The sequence below is a fragment of the Streptomyces sp. A0592 genome (genome assembly GCF_004795115.1).
Classification (GTDB): domain Bacteria; phylum Actinomycetota; class Actinomycetes; order Streptomycetales; family Streptomycetaceae; genus Streptomyces; species Streptomyces erythrochromogenes.
The window spans coordinates 138,524-158,965 of record NZ_SSBM01000008.1; the positions used below are offsets into that span (position 1 = coordinate 138,524).

At 71.9% G+C, this 20,442-nt stretch carries 21 protein-coding genes; 6 read left to right on the forward strand and 15 right to left on the reverse strand.

Annotation, left to right across the window (positions count from 1 at the left end):
• Positions 1-62: 62 nt before the first annotated feature.
• Entirely contained in the window at positions 63-599 is a 537-nt protein-coding gene (locus tag E6U81_RS14630) for a DUF4396 domain-containing protein (protein WP_136230520.1), read from the forward strand.
• Between the two features lie 22 nt (positions 600-621).
• Here the strand turns inward: E6U81_RS14630 and E6U81_RS14635 are convergent, their stop codons facing one another.
• The gene (locus E6U81_RS14635; RefSeq protein WP_136230521.1) at positions 622-1,254 is read right to left on the reverse strand and encodes a sulfite oxidase-like oxidoreductase; all 633 of its coding nucleotides are present in this window, start codon (positions 1,252-1,254) and stop codon (positions 622-624) included.
• Positions 1,255-1,427: 173 nt separating this feature from the next.
• On the opposite strand from E6U81_RS14635, the gene bfr reads away from it, so the two are divergent.
• Positions 1,428-1,904: a bacterioferritin gene (bfr, locus tag E6U81_RS14640; protein ID WP_031153026.1), complete on the forward strand. Its 477-nt coding sequence runs from the start codon at positions 1,428-1,430 to the stop codon at positions 1,902-1,904.
• Between the two features lie 61 nt (positions 1,905-1,965).
• On the opposite strand, the gene E6U81_RS14645 is transcribed toward bfr, so the two are convergent.
• Together E6U81_RS14645 and E6U81_RS14650 are read right to left on the reverse strand one after the other, a co-directional pair.
• Positions 1,966-2,232: a (2Fe-2S)-binding protein gene (locus E6U81_RS14645; RefSeq protein ID WP_031153028.1), complete on the reverse strand. Its 267-nt coding sequence runs from the start codon at positions 2,230-2,232 to the stop codon at positions 1,966-1,968.
• 163 nt (positions 2,233-2,395) lie between these two features.
• The gene (locus E6U81_RS14650; RefSeq protein WP_136230522.1) at positions 2,396-3,748 is read right to left on the reverse strand and encodes a 3-deoxy-7-phosphoheptulonate synthase class II; all 1,353 of its coding nucleotides are present in this window, start codon (positions 3,746-3,748) and stop codon (positions 2,396-2,398) included.
• A gap of 339 nt (positions 3,749-4,087) precedes the next feature.
• Between E6U81_RS14650 and E6U81_RS14655 the strand changes: the two genes are divergently transcribed.
• A complete protein-coding gene (locus tag E6U81_RS14655; RefSeq protein ID WP_136230523.1) occupies positions 4,088-6,001 on the forward strand; it encodes an anthranilate synthase family protein in 1,914 nt (637 codons plus the stop codon).
• A 209-nt stretch (positions 6,002-6,210) separates the two neighbouring features.
• Here E6U81_RS14655 and E6U81_RS14660 read toward each other — a convergent pair whose 3' ends face one another.
• From E6U81_RS14660 to E6U81_RS14685, 6 genes are all read right to left on the reverse strand, one after another.
• Positions 6,211-6,528: a hypothetical protein gene (locus E6U81_RS14660; RefSeq protein WP_136230524.1), complete on the reverse strand. Its 318-nt coding sequence runs from the start codon at positions 6,526-6,528 to the stop codon at positions 6,211-6,213.
• A 70-nt stretch (positions 6,529-6,598) separates the two neighbouring features.
• Entirely contained in the window at positions 6,599-7,606 is a 1,008-nt protein-coding gene (locus tag E6U81_RS14665; RefSeq protein WP_136230525.1) for a 2-hydroxyacid dehydrogenase, read from the reverse strand.
• A gap of 88 nt (positions 7,607-7,694) precedes the next feature.
• Complete coding sequence (locus tag E6U81_RS14670) at positions 7,695-8,723, reverse strand: 6-phosphofructokinase (RefSeq protein WP_136230615.1); 1,029 nt, start codon at positions 8,721-8,723, stop codon at positions 7,695-7,697.
• 153 nt (positions 8,724-8,876) lie between these two features.
• A complete protein-coding gene (locus E6U81_RS14675; protein WP_136230616.1) occupies positions 8,877-9,521 on the reverse strand; it encodes a response regulator transcription factor in 645 nt (214 codons plus the stop codon).
• A gap of 59 nt (positions 9,522-9,580) precedes the next feature.
• Complete coding sequence (locus E6U81_RS14680; RefSeq protein WP_136230526.1) at positions 9,581-10,798, reverse strand: DUF5931 domain-containing protein; 1,218 nt, start codon at positions 10,796-10,798, stop codon at positions 9,581-9,583.
• A 36-nt stretch (positions 10,799-10,834) separates the two neighbouring features.
• On the reverse strand, positions 10,835-11,566 hold the full coding sequence (locus E6U81_RS14685; protein WP_136230617.1) for a lysophospholipid acyltransferase family protein: 732 nt from the start codon (positions 11,564-11,566) through the stop codon (positions 10,835-10,837).
• Positions 11,567-11,737: 171 nt separating this feature from the next.
• Between E6U81_RS14685 and E6U81_RS14690 the strand changes: the two genes are divergently transcribed.
• Together E6U81_RS14690 and E6U81_RS14695 are read left to right on the forward strand one after the other, a co-directional pair.
• On the forward strand, positions 11,738-12,517 hold the full coding sequence (locus E6U81_RS14690) for an alpha/beta fold hydrolase (protein ID WP_136230527.1): 780 nt from the start codon (positions 11,738-11,740) through the stop codon (positions 12,515-12,517).
• On the forward strand, positions 12,510-13,121 hold the full coding sequence (locus tag E6U81_RS14695; RefSeq protein ID WP_136230528.1) for a hypothetical protein: 612 nt from the start codon (positions 12,510-12,512) through the stop codon (positions 13,119-13,121). Before E6U81_RS14690 ends, E6U81_RS14695 begins: the two co-directional genes overlap by 8 nt.
• A gap of 203 nt (positions 13,122-13,324) precedes the next feature.
• Here the strand turns inward: E6U81_RS14695 and E6U81_RS14700 are convergent, their stop codons facing one another.
• The 6 genes from E6U81_RS14700 to E6U81_RS14725 form a co-directional block, all read right to left on the reverse strand.
• On the reverse strand, positions 13,325-14,086 hold the full coding sequence (locus tag E6U81_RS14700; RefSeq protein WP_136230529.1) for an endonuclease/exonuclease/phosphatase family protein: 762 nt from the start codon (positions 14,084-14,086) through the stop codon (positions 13,325-13,327).
• A gap of 80 nt (positions 14,087-14,166) precedes the next feature.
• The gene (locus E6U81_RS14705; protein ID WP_136230530.1) at positions 14,167-15,108 is read right to left on the reverse strand and encodes an ROK family glucokinase; all 942 of its coding nucleotides are present in this window, start codon (positions 15,106-15,108) and stop codon (positions 14,167-14,169) included.
• Between the two features lie 61 nt (positions 15,109-15,169).
• Positions 15,170-15,634 carry a DUF5304 domain-containing protein gene (locus tag E6U81_RS14710; RefSeq protein ID WP_136230531.1) on the reverse strand — a complete coding sequence of 155 codons (465 nt, stop codon included), beginning with the start codon at positions 15,632-15,634 and terminating at the stop codon, positions 15,170-15,172.
• A 76-nt stretch (positions 15,635-15,710) separates the two neighbouring features.
• Complete coding sequence (locus E6U81_RS14715) at positions 15,711-16,868, reverse strand: ArsA-related P-loop ATPase (RefSeq protein WP_136230532.1); 1,158 nt, start codon at positions 16,866-16,868, stop codon at positions 15,711-15,713.
• Positions 16,869-16,982: 114 nt separating this feature from the next.
• On the reverse strand, positions 16,983-17,423 hold the full coding sequence (locus E6U81_RS14720) for an SRPBCC family protein (RefSeq protein WP_136230533.1): 441 nt from the start codon (positions 17,421-17,423) through the stop codon (positions 16,983-16,985).
• 135 nt (positions 17,424-17,558) lie between these two features.
• Positions 17,559-18,377 (reverse strand): metallophosphoesterase, encoded by an 819-nt coding sequence (locus tag E6U81_RS14725; protein WP_136230534.1) that lies wholly within the window; start codon positions 18,375-18,377, stop codon positions 17,559-17,561.
• A 243-nt stretch (positions 18,378-18,620) separates the two neighbouring features.
• On the opposite strand from E6U81_RS14725, the gene E6U81_RS14730 reads away from it, so the two are divergent.
• Positions 18,621-20,417 (forward strand): AMP-dependent synthetase/ligase, encoded by a 1,797-nt coding sequence (locus tag E6U81_RS14730; protein WP_136230535.1) that lies wholly within the window; start codon positions 18,621-18,623, stop codon positions 20,415-20,417.
• The last annotated feature ends 25 nt before the right edge of the window (positions 20,418-20,442 follow it).

A 20,442-nucleotide genomic window follows, 5' to 3' on the forward strand; every position in this document is an offset into this window, starting at 1 on the left:
GGGGTATACGGTTCGGTCAAGTCGACGGACCGCTACCCGGCTTTTCCCACCAGGGGGTTGTCATGGAGCAGAAGCACGAAGGACACGACCACCAGCACCACGGGCACGAACACGGAACCGGACCCGGACAGGCGCACGGACACGGCACCTCCGCCTCCGCCCCGGTCAGCTGGGCGATGGCCGCCCGGGCGACCCTCCACTGCCTCACAGGATGCGCCATCGGCGAGGTGCTCGGCATGGTCATCGGCACCGCACTCGGCTGGGGGAACGTCCCGACGATGGTCCTGGCGATCGTCCTCGCCTTCTTCTTCGGCTACGCGCTCACCCTGCGCGGGATCCTCGCCGCGGGCGTCGGCCTGCGTACGGCCGTCCGGGTGGCGCTCGCGGCGGACACCCTTTCGATCGCCGTCATGGAACTGATCGACAACGGGGTGATCGCACTGTGGCCGGGCGCGATGGACGCGCACCTCTCGGACCCGATGTTCTGGATCGTCCTGGCGATCGCGCTGGCGGCCGCCTTCGTGATCACGACCCCGGTCAACAAGTGGATGATCGGCCGCGGCAAGGGGCACGCGGTCGTCCACCAGTACCACCATTGAGGGAAGGGCCCGTGGGGCCCTGCTAAAGCTCGGGGCCCTCTCCCGGTTCCTCCTGGTACGAGTAGCGCTGCTCGCGCCAGGGGTCGCCGATGTTGTGGTAGCCGCGCTCCTCCCAGAAGCCGCGGCGGTCGGCGGTCATGTACTCGATGCCGCGGACCCACTTGGGGCCCTTCCAGGCGTACAGGTGCGGGACCACGAGCCGGACCGGGAAACCATGCTCGGCGGTGAGCAGTTCGCCACCTTCGTGGGTGGCGAAAACGGTCCGGTCGGAGGCGAAGTCGGCCAACCGCAGGTTGGAGCTGAAGCCGTACTCGGCCCACACCATCACGTGCGTGACCTGCGGCGCGGGCGGCGCCAGGGCCAGCACGTCGCGGGCGAGCACGCCGCCCCATTCGGCGCCCTGCATGCTGAACTTCGTGACGCAGTGCAGGTCCGCCACGACGGAGGCGAACGGCAGGGCCGTGAACTCCTCGTGGTTCCAGCAGTGCTTGTCACCGTCGGCGGTCGCGCCGAAGACGCGGAACTCCCAGCGGTCCGGCTTGAACTTGGGAACGGGACCGTAGTGGGTGACGGGCCAGCCCTTCTGCAGCCGCTGCCCCGGTGGAAGCTCCAGCTGCTCTGCTCCCGGAGATTCCCGGCTTTCCGGCTGACCCATGACTCCATGGTGACAGACTGGGCAGGGTGGTCATGACCAGGTCTGGGCCGATTCGGGCAAGTCACGGCAACTCCCACTAAGGAGGCACTTACTGGACGGCCCTCAGCGGCGGTGCAAGGATGCGCGCAACTGCCCCGTCACATAGCTGACATTGCCTGGAAGGAGCCTCTGCGATGCAGGGCGACCCCGAGGTCCTTGAGTTTCTGAACGAGCAGCTGACCGGCGAGCTGACGGCCATCAACCAGTACTGGCTGCACTACCGCATCCAGGACAACAAGGGCTGGACCAAGCTCGCCAAGTACACGCGTGAAGAGTCCATCGACGAGATGAAGCACGCGGACAAGATCACCGAGCGCATCCTGATGCTCGACGGTCTGCCGAACTACCAGCGCCTTTTCCACGTACGCGTCGGGCAGACGATCACCGAGATGTTCCAGGCGGACCGCCAGGTCGAGGTCGAGGCCATCGACCGGCTGAAGCGGGGCATCGAGGTCATGCGCGGGAAGGGCGACATCACGTCGGCGCGGCTCTTCGAGGACATCCTGGAGGACGAGGAGCACCACATCGACTACCTCGACACCCAGCTGGAGCTCATCGAGTCCCTGGGCGAGGCGCTCTACATCGCGCAGCTCATCGAGCAGCCGAGCTGACCCGAGCCGAGTTCACCAGACCCTCCACCGAACCTGCCGCAGGCCGGCCCCGGGCCGGTTCCTAGGCCGCTTCCGCCAGCTCGGGCGAGCGTGCCGGCTGCGCGTCGGCGGCGAGCACGGACACCGCGTCGCCCTTCTCCAGCAGCTCCCTGCGCGGGCACGCCCCGCGGCCGAGAATGCCCTGGATGGTGCGCACGCAAGAGCCGCAGTCGGTGCCGGCCTTGGTCGCCGAGGCGATCTGGCGGGGCGTGCAGGCCCCGGCAGCCGCGTGTTCCTTGACCTGCTTGTCGGTGATCCCGAAGCAAGAGCAGACGTACACGCGGTTCACCTCCTGGCGCTGAGCGGTGCGGCGAGCCCTCCCCTATTCGGTGAGGCTTACCTAACCGTACCCAAAGTTAGGGTGGCCTAAAAGCCCCGGGTACGACAGTGGGGCGCGGATCACATCGATCCGCGCCCCAGAGTCGTAGGAACGCACCTACTGATCTCGACGACTAGTCGCGGTAGAGCTCCGCGACCAGGAACGCCAGGTCCAGTGACTGGCTGCGGTTGAGCCGCGGGTCGCAGGCCGTCTCGTAGCGCTGGTGCAGGTCGTCGACGAAGATCTCGTCGCCGCCGCCCACGCACTCGGTGACGTCGTCACCGGTGAGCTCGACGTGGATGCCGCCCGGGTGGGTGCCGAGGCCCTTGTGGACCTCGAAGAAGCCCTTGACCTCGTCGAGCACGTCGTCGAAACGGCGCGTCTTGTGACCGGAGGCCGCCTCGAAGGTGTTGCCGTGCATCGGGTCGGTGACCCAGGCGACGATCGCACCGGAGGCGGTGACCTTCTCGACCAGCTCGGGGAGCCTGTCGCGGACCTTGTCGGCGCCCATGCGGACGACGAAGGTCAGCCGGCCCGGCTCGCGGTCCGGGTCCAGGCGGTCGATGTACGTCAGCGCCTCGTCCACCGTGGTGGTGGGGCCGAGCTTGATGCCGATCGGGTTGGCGATCTGCGAGCAGAACTCGATGTGCGCGTGGTCCAGCTGGCGGGTGCGCTCACCGATCCAGACCATGTGGCCGGAGGTGTCGTACAGCTTGCCGGTGCGCGAGTCGGTGCGGGTCAGCGCACCCTCGTAGTCGAGCAGCAGCGCCTCGTGGGAGGCGTAGAACTCGACCGCCTTGAACTCGGCCGGGTCGGTGCCACAGGCCTTCATGAAGTTCAGCGCGTTGTCGATCTCCCGGGCCAGCTGCTCGTACCGCTGACCGGACGGGGAGGACTTCACGAAGTCCTGGTTCCAGGCGTGCACCTGGCGCAGGTCGGCGTAACCACCGGTGGTGAAGGCGCGCACCAGGTTGAGCGTGGAGGCGGAGGCGTTGTACATGCGCTTCAGCCGCTCGGGGTCCGGGACGCGGGCCTCTTCGGTGAAGGCGAAGCCGTTGACGGAGTCGCCGCGGTAGGTCGGCAGGGTGACGCCGTCGCGGGTCTCGGTGTCCTTGGAGCGCGGCTTGGAGTACTGGCCGGCGATGCGGCCGACCTTGACGACCGGCACGGAGGCCGCGTACGTCAGGACGGCACTCATCTGGAGCAGCGTCTTGAGCTTGGCTCGGATGTGGTCGGCGGAGACCCCGTCGAAGGCCTCGGCGCAGTCGCCGCCCTGGAGCAGGAACGCCTCGCCCTTGGCGACGGCTCCCAGACGGGCACGCAGCTGGTCGCACTCACCCGCGAAAACGAGCGGAGGATACGACTCGAGGTCCGCGACGACAGCGCGCAGAGCCTCGGCATCGGGGTACGAAGGCTGCTGCGCCGCGGGAAGGTCTCGCCAGGTCGCCTTGGCGGCGGGGGCTTGGGTTTCAGCGTTCACGGTCACCTCGTACACATTACGGCGTTACGTGGGGCATCCGGCCCCCCGCCCACAACGTGAGACGGATTTCTCGAAGGCCGTGGACGCCCAAGGGAACGGAATCCATGGTTCAGCCCGCGGGTCCGGGACGGAACCGGGGCCGCGGCGACGGTCTGGGCTATGGTTGACCGCATGTATGCGCACACGAACCAGAACTGGTGGTGGCCCGCTCCCGGCGGCCCACTTCCTGCGCGTACCTGAAGACACGCACGACGCGAAGGCCGCCCCCAGGGGCGGCCTTCCGCGTTCCCGGCCCCGGCGCCGGCAGCGAGAGCCGCTCCTCCCCCGACGGAAGGACGCTCCGCCATGGACACCAGCCGACCGAACCGCCCTGACGTACCCGGCCCGCTGGGCCGGCTGCTCGACGACTCCTGCCCGGCGTTCGCCCTGCTGCGCCGGCGGACCCCCGGCCGCGACCACGACACCGTCGAGGTGCTCCTCGGCGCGGTCCACGAGGCCGAGCACCTCGCCGACCTGCCCGTCGGCCCTCTGCCCACGCTCGCGCTCGTGCCTTTCCGGCAGATCCGGGAGCGCGGTTTCGACGTGCGCGACGACGGCACGCCGCTGAGCGCTCTGGTCGCCGAGGAGGTGTACGAGATCCCGCTCGCCGAGGCGCTGGCCGCACTGCCGGCGCACGCGGTACGGGTCGAGGACGGCCGCTTCGACATCTCCGACGAGGCGTACGCGGACACGGTGGAGCGGGTGATCCGGGACGAGATCGGCCGGGGCGAGGGGGCGAACTTCGTCATCCGGCGCACGTTCGAGGGCCGGATCGACGGCTTCGGCCGGGCGGACGCGCTGGCTCTGTTCCGGCGGCTGCTGGAGGGCGAGCGGGGCGCGTACTGGACGTACGTCGTCCACACGGGCGGGCGCACGCTGGTCGGGGCGAGCCCCGAGGTCCACGTGCGGATGTCCGGGGGCACGGTCGTGATGAACCCGATCAGCGGGACGTACCGTCATCCGGCCACCGGACCGACCGCCGCATCGCTCCTCTCCTTCCTCGGCGACCGCAAGGAGACCGAGGAGCTGTCGATGGTGGTCGACGAGGAACTGAAGATGATGTGCACGGTCGGGGACCGGGGCGGGGTGGTCGTCGGACCGCGGCTCAAGGAGATGTCCCACCTCACGCACACCGAGTACGAGCTGCGCGGACGCTCCTCGCTGGACGTGCGGGAGGTACTGCGGGAGACGATGTTCGCGGCGACGGTGACGGGCTCGCCGGTGCAGAACGCCTGCCGGGTGATCGAGCGGTACGAGAGCGGCGGGCGCGGCTACTACGCGGGGGCGCTGGCCCTGCTGGGCCTGGACCCGGCGGGCTCGCAGACCCTCGACTCGCCCATCCTGATCCGGACGGCCGACATCGCCCGGGGCGGGCGGCTGCGGGTACCGGTGGGCGCCACGCTGGTGCGGCACTCCGATCCGGCGGGCGAGGTCGCGGAGACGCACGCGAAGGCGGCGGGGGTGCTGGCGGCGCTCGGGGTACGGCCGGCGGCACCCCGGCCGGCCGCCGCGGGGGCGCGGCTGGCGGACGACCCGCGGGTGCAGGCGGCCCTCGCCGCCCGGCGGGCCGACCTGGCCCCCTTCTGGCTGCGGATGCAGGAGCGGCCGGCCGCTCCGGAGGGCCATGCGCTGGTGGTGGACGGGGAGGACACCTTCACGGCGATGCTGGCGCACGTGCTGCGGGTGGCCGGGCTGGAGGTGACCGTACGGCGCTTCGACGAGCCGGGACTGCGGGAGGCCGCCCTGGCCTGGGAGGGGCCGATCGTGCTGGGGCCCGGCCCGGGCAATCCGGCGGACTCCGCCGACCCGAAGATGCGGCTGCTGCGCGGGCTGACCGCCGAACTGCTGGCCGGGCACCGCCACGGCCTGCTCGGGGTGTGCCTCGGGCACGAGCTGCTCGCTGCCGAGCTGGGCCTGCCGCTGGTCCGCAAGGCGGAGCCGGCGCAGGGCGCGCAGACCCGGATCGAGCTGTTCGGGGCCGAGGAGGTGGTCGGCTTCTACAACACGTACACCGCGCACTGCGACGAGGACCTGGCCGCCGGGCTGGCCGCCCGGGGGGTGGAGGTGGCCAGGGACCGGTCCTCGGGAGAGGTCCACGCCCTGCGCTCCCCGGCCGGGGGCTTCGCCGGGGTCCAGTTCCATCCTGAGTCGGTCCTCACCCTGCGCGGCGCGGACCTGCTGCGCGAGCTGGTCGCGGAGGTGACGGCCGCTCCGGTCTGACCGCGCCACGGCGTCCCGCCCGTGGGACGCCGGTCACGCACCGGCCACGGCACGGGCCGCGCCGCCGGGGCCGCCCCGCACGCGGAGGGCGAGGCCCCTGCGGACCGCGGGCCGGGTGCCGGGTGCCGGGCCGGGGCCGTTCCGGGCTCCCGGCCGGGCCAGGTGCGGTGCCGGGCGCCACGGGCCCCGGCAAGGTCCGAGAGCGCGACCTAGTCCCCCGCGGGGACGGCGCCTTCACCTGAAGGCGGGGCCGGCTTCGCCGCGCGGCGGGCGAGGAGGGCCCTGATCACCTTGCACGCCCCGATCGCGAGCAGCACCGGGCCCACGGCCAGCAACACGTCGAGGGAGCCGAGCGCCAGCCCGACGGACAGCGCCACTCCCGCCACGCCGTCGGCGAGCGAGAGCCACGGGTCCGTCCGTCGGCCCGGCTCGGCCCGGCGCAGCAGCTGCACGCCGCGGTAGACGAAGATCAGCTGCACGGCGGCGAAGACGCAGAAGGCCCACCGCACCCACTCGGGTATGTCCACACCGTGAGGGTAGGGCCGCAGAGGAACTCCGCCGTGGACGGGAAGGTGAACGGGACCGGAATTCCGGGGGCTACGGGGTCTGCGGCGGGGCCGGGACGAGGGTGTTCTCGGAGCGGCGGCCCGCGAGGTAGTCGGCCACGTTGGCGGCGGTGGTGTCGATGATCTGGCTCACCGCGTCGGTCGTGTAGTAGGCCTGGTGGGAGGTCACCACGACGTGGGGGAAGGTCACCAGCCGGGCCAGGGTGTCGTCCTCGACGGTCTCCAGGGAGCGGTCCACGAAGAAGATCCCGGCCTCCGCCTCGTACACGTCCAGGCCGACGCCCGTGAAGCGTCCGGCGCGCAGCTCCGCGACCAGGGCTTCGGTGTCGATGAGGCCGCCGCGGCTGGAGTTCACCAGGATCGCGTCGTCCTTCATCAGCCGCAGCGCCGCCGCGTCGACGAGGTGGCGCGTGGACTCCAGCAGCGGCACGTGCAGGCTGATCAGGTCCGAGGAGGCGAACAGCTCCTCCTTGTCCACGTACTTCATGCCGAGCTCGACGCAGGCCGGGTTGCGCACGACGTCCCAGCCCAGCAGGTGCATGCCGTGGCCGTGGGCGATGCGGGTGAACGCCTCGCCGATCTTGCCGGTGCCCAGCACCCCGACCGTGCGGCCGTGCATGTCGCGGCCCATCAGCCCGTCCAGGCGGAAGTCGAAGTCCCTGGTCCGGATCGCGGCCCGGACGATGCGCCGGTTCACGGCCATCGCGAGGGTCCAGGCGAACTCGGCCACGGAGTACAGGGAGTAGTACGAGACCCGGCTCACCGTCAGGCCGAGCTGCCGCGCGACGTCCAGGTCGATGTTGTTGAAGCCGGTGGAGCGCTGGGCGATCATCCGGGTCCCGCCGGCGGCCAGGATGCGCAGCACCCGCCCGTTCAGGTCGGCGTTGACGCTGGAGGAGACGACCTCGTACCCGGCGGCGATGGGGGCGGTGTCCTCGGTGAGGAAGACGTCCAGGCAGCGCACCTCGTGCAGGCCCGCGAACGCGGCTTCGAGCATGGGCTTCTCGTCCGCCTGCACGCCGAACGCCAGGATTTCCACGTTCACTCCCGTACGTAGGACCATGGGCCGTTCGTCACGATACGGCCCATGGTGTGCCAACGCCCGGCGGCTCAGCCGAGGAAGCGGCTCAGCCGAAGAAGACGCCGACCTCCTTGTAGAGGGCGGGGTCGACCGTCTTGAGCTTCGCCGTCGCGTCCGCGATCGGCACGCGCACGATGTCCGTCCCCTTCAGCGCGACCATCTTCCCGAAGTCCCGGTCGTGCACGGCGTCGATCGCGTGCAGCCCGAACCGGGTCGCAAGCCAGCGGTCGAAGGCGCTCGGGGTGCCGCCGCGCTGGATGTGCCCGAGCACCGTCGTGCGGGCCTCTTTGCCGGTGCGCGCCTCGATCTCCTTGGCCAGCCACTCGCCGACGCCCGACAGCCGGACGTGCCCGAAGGAGTCCTTGGTGCCGTCCTTCAGCACCATGTCGCCGTCCTTGGGCATCGCGCCCTCCGCGACGACGACGATCGGCGCGTAGCTCGCCCTGAAGCGGGAGGTCACCCAGGCGCACACCTGGTCGACGTCGAAGCGCTGTTCCGGAATGAGGATGACGTTGGCCCCGCCGGCGAGCCCGGAGTGCAGGGCGATCCAGCCGGCGTGCCGGCCCATGACCTCGACGACGAGGACCCGCATGTGCGATTCGGCCGTGGTGTGCAGGCGGTCGATGGCCTCGGTCGCGATGCCGACGGCGGTGTCGAAGCCGAAGGTGTAGTCGGTGGCCGACAGGTCGTTGTCGATGGTCTTCGGCACGCCCACGCAGGGGATGCCGTACTCCTCGTGGAGGCGGGCGGCGACCCCGAGGGTGTCCTCGCCGCCGATCGCGATGAGGGCGTCCACCTCGTACTTGGCCAGGTTCTCCTTGATGTCGCGCACGCCGTTCTCCGTCTTGAACGGGTTGGTGCGCGAGGATCCGAGGATGGTGCCGCCGCGGGGCAGGATGCCGCGGACGGCGGGGATGTCGAGGGGGACGGTCCGCCCCTCGACCGCGCCCCGCCAGCCGTCCTTGAACCCGACGAACCCGCAGCCGTACTCCTGCTCGCCCTTGCGGACGACGGCCCTGATCACCGCGTTGAGCCCGGGGCAGTCGCCGCCACCGGTCAGCACTCCGACCTTCATTGCATCTCCCTTCGCCATGACGGTCACGCTAGTGGTGACGCAGGTCACAGCAAGGGATCTGGAGGGTCAATTCCGGTGGAATCGCAGGGCGTTGCGTACGCCCGTTCACTCGTACGAGGACGTAAGTACGATCGACGGCCGCGTGAGCGGTGCTCACGCGTCGTCGAGGCCGGCCTCTATCGCGTACCGGACGAGCTCCACCCGGTTGTGCAGCTGCAGCTTGCCCAGGGTGTTCTGGACGTGGTTCTGCACGGTGCGGTGGGAGATCACCAGCCGCTCCGCGATCTGCTTGTACGAGAGCCCCTTGGCCACCAGCCGCAGCACCTCGGTCTCCCGGTCGGTCAGTTGCGGCGCCTTCGGCTCGTCCGAGGCGGTCGGCACCGGGTCGGTGGCCAGGCGCCGGTACTCGCCGAGCACCAGCCCGGCCAGGCCCGGGGTGAAGACCGGGTCCCCGGCGGCGGTGCGGCGGACGGCGTCGATCAGCTCACCGGCGCCCGCGGACTTCAGCAGGTAGCCGGTCGCGCCGGACTTCACCGCCTCCAGCACGTCCGCGTGCTCGCCGCTGGCCGACAGGACCAGGACCCGCAGTGCCGGGTTGGCGCCGACCAGCTCCTTGCAGACCTGCACCCCCGGCATGCCGGGCAGGTTGAGGTCGAGGACCAGGACGTCGGGGGTGACCGCGCGGGCCCGGCGTACCGCCTCGGGGCCGTCGCCGGCGGTGGCCACCACGTCGAGGCCGGCGGCGGCCAGGTCGCGGGCCACGGCGTCGCGCCACATCGGGTGGTCGTCGACGACCATCACCCTGATCTCGCGCTGCTCCTGCGGCTGCTGCGGGTTGTTCACGTCGGTTCGCTCGCTCACTTCTTGTCCGTCCTGCCCCTGGGTACCTTCAGTTCCACTTCGGTGCCCTGCCCGGGGACGGACACCAGATCGGCGCTGCCGCCGAGGTCGCGCAGCCGGCCGCGGATGGACAGGGCCACGCCCATCCGCCCCTCGCCCTCGGCCTGGTCGAGGCGGCCCGCGGGGATGCCGGGGCCGTCGTCGCGGACGGTCACTATCACCTCGTCGCCCCAGTCCTCGACCAGGATCCAGGCCCTGGCCCCTTCTCCGGCGTGCTTGCGCACGTTGTCGAGGGCGGCGCCGACGGCGGCCGCCAACTCCTTCGCGGCGGGCACGGGCAGCGGTACCGGAGTGCCCGGCTCGGCGAAGCTCACCCGGGACCCGGCGTGCGGGGCGAGGAGCGTGCGCAGGTCCAGCTCGCCGTCGTCCGCGCCGGGCTCGTCGTCCTCGTACGTGTCCACCAGCGCGCCGCGCGACTCGTCGCGGGAGACCCGGGAGGGCTGCACCAGGCCGCTGGAGACGAGCGTGCGCAGCGCCACCTCCTGCTCCCCCGCCATCCTGCCGAGCTCCTCGGCCTCGCCGCCCAGTTCGGAGCCGCGGCGCTGGACCATGGCCAGGACCTGGAGGACGCCGTCGTGGATGTCGCGGGCGAGACGCTCGCGCTCACGGGTGGCGGCCTCGATCTCCAGGGCGCGGGCGAGGGTGTTCTCGCTGGCCCGGGCGACCTCGACGACGTAGCCGATGGCCACGGAGGCGACCCAGACCAGCAGGACGTTGTGCAGGGTGTCCCGGGTGGGCTGGCCGCTGTGGATGAGGATGTTGGCCATGGCCACGAAGGTGGAGGCGAAGCAGGCCCAGCGCCAGCCGCCCTTGATGGCGAAGCCGAGGACGGCGCCCGCCGTCCAGATGGTGGGGAGGGTGGGACCGCCGCCGATGATCCGCTCGTGGGTGTCGACGAGCGGCGTCAGCAGGATCCCGACGATGGCGACGGTGAGGTCGGCGACGAGGAACCCCTTGGTGCAGCTCGCGGCGTTCGAGACCTTGCGGAAGGTCACGAGCGTCCACACGGCGAGGACCGCGAGGTATCCGGCCGCGGGCCAGGGGTGCGGGAACTCCCGGTACGCCGAGGCGAACAGCAGCACCGCGTAGACCATGGTCAGCAGCCGGTAGCCGGTCAGGGCACGCCAGAGCGGCTGCTCGACCGACATGCGTACGACGCGTTCGCGTTTCGCCATCTCCCCCACCCCCCTGACGGGCGGTACCGCCCGCCGCTACTCGCTCTTGTCGGCCTTGTCCGCCTTGGCCGCCTTCTCGGCGTCCTTGGCGGCCTTCTCGGCGTCGGCGATCTGGCGCTTGGCCGCCGTCGCGTAGATGTCGACGTACTCCTGGCCGGAGAGCTTCATGATCTCGTACATGACCTCGTCGGTCACCGAGCGCAGGATGAAGCGGTCGCCGTCCATGCCGTGGTAGCGGCTGAAGTCCAGCGGCTTGCCGATCCGGATGCCGGGGCGCATGAGCTTGGGGATGACCTTGCCGGGCGGCTGGATCTTCTCCGTGTTGATCATCGCGACGGGGATCACGGGCGCGCCGGTGGCCAGTGCCACGCGGGCGAGGCCGCCGGGCTTGCCGCGGTAGAGGCGTCCGTCGGGTGAACGCGTGCCCTCGGGGTAGATACCGAACAGCTCACCGCGTTCGATGACCTCGATGCCGCTGTTGATGGCGGCCTCGCCGGCGCCGCGGGCGCCGGAGCGGTCCACCGGGAGCTGGCCGACGCCCTTGAAGAACGCGGCGGTCAGCTTGCCCTTGACCCCGGGGGAGGTGAAGTACTCCGCCTTCGCGATGAAGGTCACCTTCCGGTCCAGCACGGCCGGCAGGAAGAAGGAGTCGGAGAAGGACAGGTGGTTGCTCGCGAGGATCGCCGGCCCCTCCGCGGGAATGTTCTCGAGGCCCTCCACCCACGGCCTGAACGCGAGTTTCAGCGAACCGCCGATGGAGAACTTCATTGCGCCGTAGATCAACTCGAAAGCCTTCCTGTGTCTGTCGAACAGACCTTATCCCGTGCCCCCGCCGGCAGGGGCCCGACGACCCTGGCCGGTGCCACCCCGGTCGCGTACCTTGAAGTCACACAGAGCAACGCACCCGCCCGACGTACGTCATGATCAAGGAGACCCCTGGTGCCCGTCCTCCCTGGAGCCGAGCCGTTCCGCCACGAGGGCGGAGAGGTCGGCGTCCTTCTCTGCCACGGCTTCACCGGTTCCCCGCAGTCCCTCCGTCCCTGGGCCGAGTACCTCGCCGGGCGGGGCCTGACGGTGTCGCTGCCGCTGCTGCCCGGGCACGGGACGCGCTGGCAGGACATGCAGCTCACGGGTTGGCAGGACTGGTACGCCGAGGTGGACCGCGCCCTGCGCGAGCTGCTGGACCGGTGCACGCAGGTGTTCGTCTTCGGGCTGTCGATGGGTGCCGCGCTGACCCTGCGGCTGGCGGCCAAGCACGGGGACGCCATCAGCGGCATCGTGCTGGTCAACCCGGCCAACAAGCTGCACGACCCGATGGCCTTCGCCCTGCCGGTGGCGCAGCACTTCATCCGGTCGACGCCGGGCATCGCCAGTGACATCGCGAAGCCGGGCTCGGTGGAGATCGGCTACGACCGGGTCCCGACGCGGGCCGCGCACTCGCTGCGCAAGTTCCTGCAGCTGGTGGACGCCGATCTGCCGCAGGTGACCCAGCCGCTGCTGCTCCTGCACAGCCCGCAGGACCACGTCGTGCCGCCCGTCGACTCGGCGCGGGTGCTGGCCCGGGTCTCGTCGACGGACGTCACGGAGACCCTGCTGGAACAGAGCTACCACGTCGCGACGTTGGACCACGATGCGGAGCGGATCTTCGCGGACAGTTTTGCGTTCGTCGGCCGACTGGCGGAGAGCGTGGGCAGGGAGGGGGCGCAGGCCGGTGGCTGAGCACGAGGAGCAGTCGGGCGGCATCCCGCCGCTGGACGAGGAAGCGGCGTGGGCCGCGATCGTGGCGGGGTACGGGCAGGAGCCGCCGGACCCGCCGGGGTCCCGGCCGTTCCGGCCGATCGAGAACCTCCTGCTGCCCGAGGAGGACGTCAAGCCGCTGCCCCCGGAGCCGGGCCCGGACGCCAAGGCCGAGCCCGAGTCCGGGTCCGGGTCCGGGTCGAAGCCGGAGCCGGAGCCGCCCGCGGCGCCTGCGCCCGCGCTGGGCAGCTCGGTGGTCTTCGCCCCGGGCGTGGGCATGGCGGGTCCCCGTGACCACTCGCTGGCGGAGCCTGACGACGACGACCTGACTCCGGCGGACGAGGGCCACTTCGTCCAGCCCGAGCCGGAGCTCCCGCCTGCGGACACGACGGCGAAGTTCGCGTGGCTCGCGGTGGTCGGCGGTCCGGTGCTCCTGCTGCTGGCGGTGCTGCTGCAGTGGGACATGACCTGGTGGCTGACGACCCTGGGCATCGGCGGCTTCCTGGGCGGCTTCGCGACGCTGATCGCCCGCATGCAGCACGGCGACGACGAGGACGACGACCCGGGCCGCGGCGCGGTCGTCTGACGGGACAAGGCCGGCGGGGCTGGATTTCCGGCCCCGCCGCACCCCGGTCCCCGCACCCGGCGGAGGCATGCAGCGCCGCTGATCCCATCCGCCGCCCGGGGCTACCGCCGAGCGGTGGCCGGGGCGGTGACGGGGGAGATTGAGGCGCAAGGGTCCGGGGGCAGGGCCCCGCGGCGGCGGCGCACCCGCGCTCCCCGCCGGGGCTACGGCACGGCCGGGAGGCGGAGGGCCGCCAGCACCGGCAGGTGGTCCGTGGCGGACCGCAGGTCGGCCCCGGACACGCCCGCCAGCCCCGCAGGGACCCCGCAGGCCAGTACTTCCACCCCCGCCGTGGCGAAGACCGCGTCGATCCGCCGGTCCGGCGCCGCCGCCGGGAAGGTCCGTTCCCCGCCCCAGGGGGCCACCGACCAGCAGTCCTGCAGCGCGCCGGCCAGCCGCCGGAAGGCGGGGCCGTCCGGCCCCTCGTTCACGTCGCCCGCGGCGATCCCGTACGGGGTGTCCAGTGCGGCGACCCGGTCGAGGAGGAGGTCCGCCTGCTCCCGCCGCTGGACCCGGTCGAGGGACAGGTGCGCCGAGACCAGGCCCAGGCGCGCGCCGCCGATGCGGACGACCGCGGTGGCCAGGCCCCGGCGGTGCAGTCCGGGCGTGTGCGGCAGCAGCACGTCCTGCGTCCGCTCCACGAAGACCCGCAGTGAGCACAGCAGCAGCGGCCCGGTCGCGGTCGCGCCCCCGCCCAGCACCACCAGGTCGCACTTGGCGGCGAGCCGCGCCGCGTGTTTGCGCCAGCGGAAGAACCGCGGCGCCTCCTGCACGAGGACCAGGTCGGGTTCGCAGGCCCGGATGACCCGGACCAGCGCCTCCTCGTCGTCGCGCAGCGAGCGGATGTTGTAGCTGAGCACCCGGATCACGGCGGAACCGTCGGGTTCCGTACGGGACTTCGGCAGCATGGGCGGCAACTGGTCCATGCAACGCAAGATACGCAGCCGCCCGCCGCTCCCCCAAGGGGCGCGGCGGGCGGTCCGGGTGGAAGGGGTCAGCCCCGGGGTCAGCCCTGGCGGGCCAGGTCGGCCGCGCCGACGAGTCCGGCCTTGCCTCCGAGCTGCGCGGCGAGCACCTGGGCGTGCGGGCGCCAGGCGCCGCCGACCAGCCAGCGCTTGAAGGACTTGCGGATCGGGTCGAGCACGAGGTCGCCCTCGTCGGAGACGCCGCCGCCGACGATGAAGGCGGACGGGTCGAAGAGGGAGGCCAGGTCGGCGAGTCCGGCGCCGGCCCAGCGGGCCAGTTCGCGGAAGGCGTCGACGGCCACCAGGTCGCCCTGCCGGGCGGCCTCGCTGATGTGCTTGCCCTCGATGCCGTCGGGGGTGCCGTCGCCGAGCGCGAGCAGGATCGTCGCGTGCTCGGGGGTGGCGTTGGCGCGCTGCTTGGCGTAGCGGACGAGGGCGCGGCCGGAGGCGTACTGCTCCCAGCAGCCCTGGCTGCCGCAGCCGCACAGCAGGCCGTCCGGGACGACCCGGATGTGGCCGAACTCGGCGGCGACGCCGAAGCGTCCGCGCCGCAGCTTGTTGCCGATGATGATGCCGCCGCCCAGGCCGGTGCCGAGCGTGATGCAGATGACGTCGTCATGGCCCTGGCCGGCACCGAAGCGGTACTCGCCCCAGGCCGCGCAGTTCGCGTCGTTCTCGACGACGACGGGCAGGCCGATGCGCTGCTCGACCTTGTCCTTGAGCGGCTCGTGGCGCCAGTTGATGTTCGGCGCGAAGAGCACGGTCGCGCGCTTGTCGTCCACGTATCCGGCGGCGCCGATGCCGACGGCCTCGATGGTGTGGTTGCTGCTGACCTCGGACACGGCGGCGCAGATGGCCTCCGTCACTCCGTCCGCGGTCGGCGGGGTGGGCACCTTGTACGTCTCAAGGATCGTGCCCTCTTCGTCGACCACGCCGGCCGCGATCTTCGTGCCGCCGATGTCGACGCCGATGGTGAGTCCCATTAGTCCCTCGGTTTCCGGTCAAACCCCGCCACGGCCAACGGTACCCGAGGGCGTCGGGGGTTCAGTCGAGATCGATCCGCTCGGCGGGACCGTCGTCGGGGCCGTCCCGGCGGGGGTCGCGGTCGTCGGACGCCTGCCGCGGTGCCCGGGTCTCGCCCCGGGTCCAGCGGCCCTCGTGGCCCTCGACGGCGGAGCGGTAGGCGGCGAGCAGCTCGGAGCCGGCGGCCGCGAGGTGGTCGAAGACCTCGGGGTTGCGTTCGATGACGGGCTTCGCGGCGGTTTTCGCCTGGTCGACGATCTGGCGGACCGCACCCTGTGCGGCGGCGCCGAACAGGGGGTTGTTCAGGCCGGAGACCTTGTCGGCGACGGCCTCGAAGAGCTTGAACAGCTCCTCGGCCGCGGTGCCGGTGGCTGCGGAGCCGGCCTGCCCCTGCCCGCGCAGACGCTCCTTCTCGGCGGCGAGGTCCTCGGCACAGGCCTTGGCCCAGGCGTCGTCGTCGGTGGGGCGATCGGTGGCCTCGCTCATGGCGGACTCTCCCTGCGGCGGCTGCTGGGCGTACGTGCTGTCTACCTTCGACGGTACCCGAACGGGGGTATCCGGTTCAGCGCGTGCGGGGCCACAGGCCGGGGTCGGGGGTGAAGCGGATACGGAGCTCGCCCTCGGTGAGGGCGGCGCCGGAGACGGTGCACCGGCGCAGCGCCGAGGGCAGCGGAACGATCCTGCGGTACGGGCCCGCGGTGAGCAGCAGCTCGTCGCCGCGGCGGACGAGGTCGAGGTCGCGTTTGTGCGCGCCGGGCAGCGGAACCACCCAGACGAGGACGCCGTCCTCGGCGAGCCGGTCCTCGACGGTCCAGGCCCGGCGGGGCGCGGGCGCGTCCGGGACGAGGCCGCCGGGGGCGGCGAGCCGGTCGAGGTCGTCCTGGCCCTGGGGGTCGGGGCCGAGGTGGGCGAGGGCGACCACCGGGCCCTCGCCGGACCATTCGGCGGCGTACTTCTCCTGCTGGGCGGCGAGGCCGGCGAGCCAGGGGTCGGCGGAGCCGTGCGGGACCATCCGGTTGGCGACGACGGCGCGGACGGGCAGCTGCTGGAGGGCGAGGCCCAGGCGTCCCAGCCGGAGCGTGTCGGCGGAGGCCGGTCCCGGCTCGGCGACCAGGCGCACTTCGGTGGTGTCGGCCTCGATGACGGCCTGGACGGCGGCCAGCTCCTCGTCCCAGCGCGCGGCGGCCTCGTAGAGCCACTGGGCGGGCATGGGTACGCCGGCCAGCTGGGCCAGGACGGGCCGCAGGGCGCGGGCGGCCTGCTTCTCGGCGGGGAGCAGGCGGGCGAGGTAGCGGCGCAGCTGGGCGGGGAGGGCGAGGGTGGCGACGGCCTGGTGGAGCGGGGGCAGGTCGACGACGACGAGGTCGGTGGCGGGTGCGGCGGCGGCCCGTCGCAGGGCGCGGAGCAGGGCGAACTGTTCGGAGCCGGGCAGTTCGGTGAGTTCCTCGGCGCCCAGCGGCCGGGCGCCGACCATGGCGAGGAGGGCGGATCCGCGTTCCTGGAGGGCGACGAGTTCGTCGCGGAACTCCTGGCCGGAGTCCACCCTGGCCACGCTCAGGCCGGGCGGGAGCGGGTCGCCGAGGAGGCCGGCGAGCGGGTCGCCCGGGTCGCCGGAGAGCAGCAGCACCCGCCGCCCCTCGCGGGCCGCGGCGAGGGCGGTGGCCGCCGCCACGGTGGTCCGCCCGGCCCCGCCGGGGCCGGTGATGAGCAAGGTGTGCATGTGCGGGTGCTCCGGATCGGTGGGGTGCGCCGCCGCGCGGGGCCGCGGCGGGACGCCGCGGGGCGGGGCCGCGCCGATGTCGGGCGCGGCACCGCCCCGGGTGCCGGGTCGGACTCAGACGGACTCGACGCGCTTCTTCAGGCCCGCCAGTGCGCGGTCGATGATGACCTTCTCGGCCTTGCGCTTGATCATGCCGAGCATGGGGATCTTGACGTCGACGGTCAGCTGGTAGGTGACCTCGGTGCGCGTGCCGCCGTCCACCGGGGCCAGCCGGTAGGAGCCGTCGAGCTGGCGGAGCATCTGGGACTTGTCCAGGGTCCAGCTGACCTCGTCGGTGCCCTTCCAGGTGTAGGCGAGGGTGTGGTCGTCCTTGATCGCGCCCGCGTCGAGCAGCAGCCGGACCTTCTCGGCCCGGCCCGCGGCGTCGGTGGCGAGGACCTCCGCCTCCTTCACCTCGCCGGTCCACTCGGGGTAGCGGGCGAAGTCGGCGATCACGGCCATCACGTCGCCGGGCGCGGCGTCGATCGTGATGCTTGAGCTGGTGTGTTCCGCCATCGCGGTCGCTCCTCCGGAGTTTGTTCGAGGATGTGTACGGCCTCCGGCCGCCGCGTGAAGGCTACCGCGCGTGTGGACGCCGCCACTCCAGTGGCTCCCCGGGCCCGGTGCGGGCGGCGCGGAACCGGCCGGTTCTCACCATTCCATGGCCCACGGGCGTCCGGTCGAGGCGAAGTGTCCGACGTTCACGCACTCGGTGGCGCCGATCCGCATCCGCCGGGCCAGCGGCTGGTGGACGTGGCCGAAGAGGGCGTAGCGGGGCCGGGTGCGGCGGATGGCGGCCAGCAGGGCCTCGCTGCCGCGTTCGAAGCGGCGTGCGACGGTGTCGTAGCAGAGCTCGGGCACTTCCGGCGGGATGTGCGAGCACAGGACGTCGACCTCGCCGAGGGCCTCGACCTTGGCGGCGTACTCCTCCACGTCCACTTCGTAGGGGGTGCGCATGGGCGAGGGCAGTCCGCCGCCGACGAAGCCGAAGACGCGGCCGGCGATCTCGACGCGCTGCCCGTCGAGCACGGTGAGGCCGTGGCGGTCGGCGTACTCGGGCCACAGCGTCGGGATGTCGACGTTGCCGTAGGTGGCGTAGGTGGGGCGGGGGAAGGCGGCGAACATCTCCGCGTACTGGCGGCGGACGGCGTCCTCGATCATCCGTTCGCGGTCGAGGCCCGCCCAGAGCCGCCGGCCGAGGGCGTGGGCCTCTTCGAAGCGGCGCTGGGTGCGCAGCTCGACGATGAGGTCGGCGTTCTCGACGCCGAACAGGTCGGGGAAGATCCCGCGCGAGTGGTCGGCGTAGTCGAGGAAGAGGACGAGGTCGCCGAGGCAGATCAGGGCATCGGCGCCGTCGCCGGCGCGGGCGAGGGCTTCGGTGTTGCCGTGGACGTCGCTCACGACGTGGACCCGTGTGCGGCTCGATCCGCTCGTGCCGCCGCCGTTCCCGCCCCGCTTGGTGCCAGCCATGCGGACAACCCTAGGGGGACTCGTGAGGGCCGGGTAGTGGGGGTGTGAAAGGTCGGCCTACCTGCGGTTACTTCCGAGTCGCCAGAGGGGTCGACTACTGTCGGCACGTTGGGGCCGGGCCCCGTGGGTGCAGAATGTGACGCACGGAACATCTGGCCGGTTCCCTCTATCGGGAACCCACTACCGGTGGGTAACGTCCGGTCGGTCCACATGGTGGCGATGGCGCCCAGAGGAGCAGCAGTCTTGCGCGAGTTCAGCCTTCCGGCCCTGTACGAGGTCCCGTCGGACGGGAACCTGACGGATCTCATCCGCCGCAACGCCGCTCAGCACCCAGACACGGCCGTGATGAGCCGCAAGGCCGACGGCCGGTGGCAGGACGTGACGGCGACCGAGTTCCTGGCCGAGGTGCGTGCCACGGCCAAGGGCCTGATCGCGGCCGGCGTCCGTCCCGGCGACCGCGTCGCCCTGATCTCCCGCACCCGGTACGAGTGGGTGCTGATCGACTTCGCCATCTGGAGCGCGGGCGGCGTCACCGTCCCCGTGTACGAGACCAGCTCCCCCGAGCAGATCCAGTGGATCCTCGGCGACTCCGGCGCCGTCGCGGTGGTCGTGGAGAGCGCCGGCCACGGCGCGGCCGTGGCCTCGCTGCGCGACCGCCTGCCGGAGCTGCGCGAGGTCTGGGAGATCGAGCAAGGGGCGGTGGAGGCGCTGAAGGCCGCGGGCGCGGCCGTCACCGACGCCGAGGTCGAGGAGCGCAGCAGCCTCGCGAACGCCGACGACCCGGCCACCATCGTCTACACCTCGGGCACCACCGGCCGCCCCAAGGGCTGTGTGCTGACCCACCGCAACTTCTTCGCGGAGTGCGGCAACGCGGTGGAGCGCCTGAGCCCGCTGTTCAAGACCGGCGAGTGCTCGGTGCTGCTGTTCCTGCCGGCCGCGCACGTCTTCGGGCGCCTGGTGGAGGTGGCGGCCGTACTGGCGCCGATCCGCCTGGGCTGCGTACCGGACATCAAGAACCTCACCGACGAGCTGCAGTCCTTCCGCCCCACGCTGATCCTCGGCGTCCCCCGGGTCTTCGAGAAGGTCTACAACTCGGCGCGCGCCAAGGCGCAGGCAGAGGGCAAGGGGAAGATCTTCGACGCGGCGGCCGACACGGCCATCGCCTACAGCCGTGCGCTGGACACCCCGCGCGGCCCGTCGTTCGGGCTCAAGCTCAAGCACAAGCTCTTCTCGAAGCTGGTCTACAGCAAGCTGCACGCGGTCCTCGGCGGGCGCGGCGAGTACGCGATCTCCGGCGGCGCGCCGCTGGGCCAGCGGCTGGGCCACTTCTTCCGCGGCATCGGCTTCACGGTCCTGGAGGGCTACGGCCTGACCGAGTCCTGCGCCGCGACCACCTTCAACCCGTGGGACAAGCAGAAGATCGGTACGGTCGGCCAGCCCATGCCGGGCTCCGTGGTGCGCATCGCGGATGACGGCGAGGTGCTGCTGCACGGCGAGCAGATCTTCACGGGGTACTGGAACAACGAGGCGGCGACCGCCGAGGCGCTGACCGACGGCTGGTTCCACACCGGCGACGTCGGCACCCTCGACGAGGACGGCTACCTGACGATCACGGGCCGCAAGAAGGAGCTCATCGTCACGGCGGGCGGCAAGAACGTGGCCCCCGCGGTGATCGAGGACCGGATCCGGGCGCACGCGCTGGTCGCGGAGTGCATGGTGGTCGGCGACGCGAGGCCGTTCGTGGCCGCGCTGGTCACGATCGACGAGGAGTTCCTCGGCCGCTGGGCCGCGGAGAACGGCAAGCCGGCCGGGGTCACGGCGGCGGAGCTGCGCGAGGACGCGGACCTCATCGCCGCCGTCCAGAAGGCGATCGACGACGGCAATGCGGCGGTCTCCAAGGCGGAATCGGTGCGGAAATTCCGCATTCTGCCCTCCCAGTTCACGGAGGAGTCGGGCCACATCACGCCGTCGCTGAAGCTCAAGCGCAACGTGGTGGCGAAGGACTACGCGGACGAGATCGAGGCGCTCTACCGCGGCTGATCCGGTCTACCTGGGCACGCGGCCG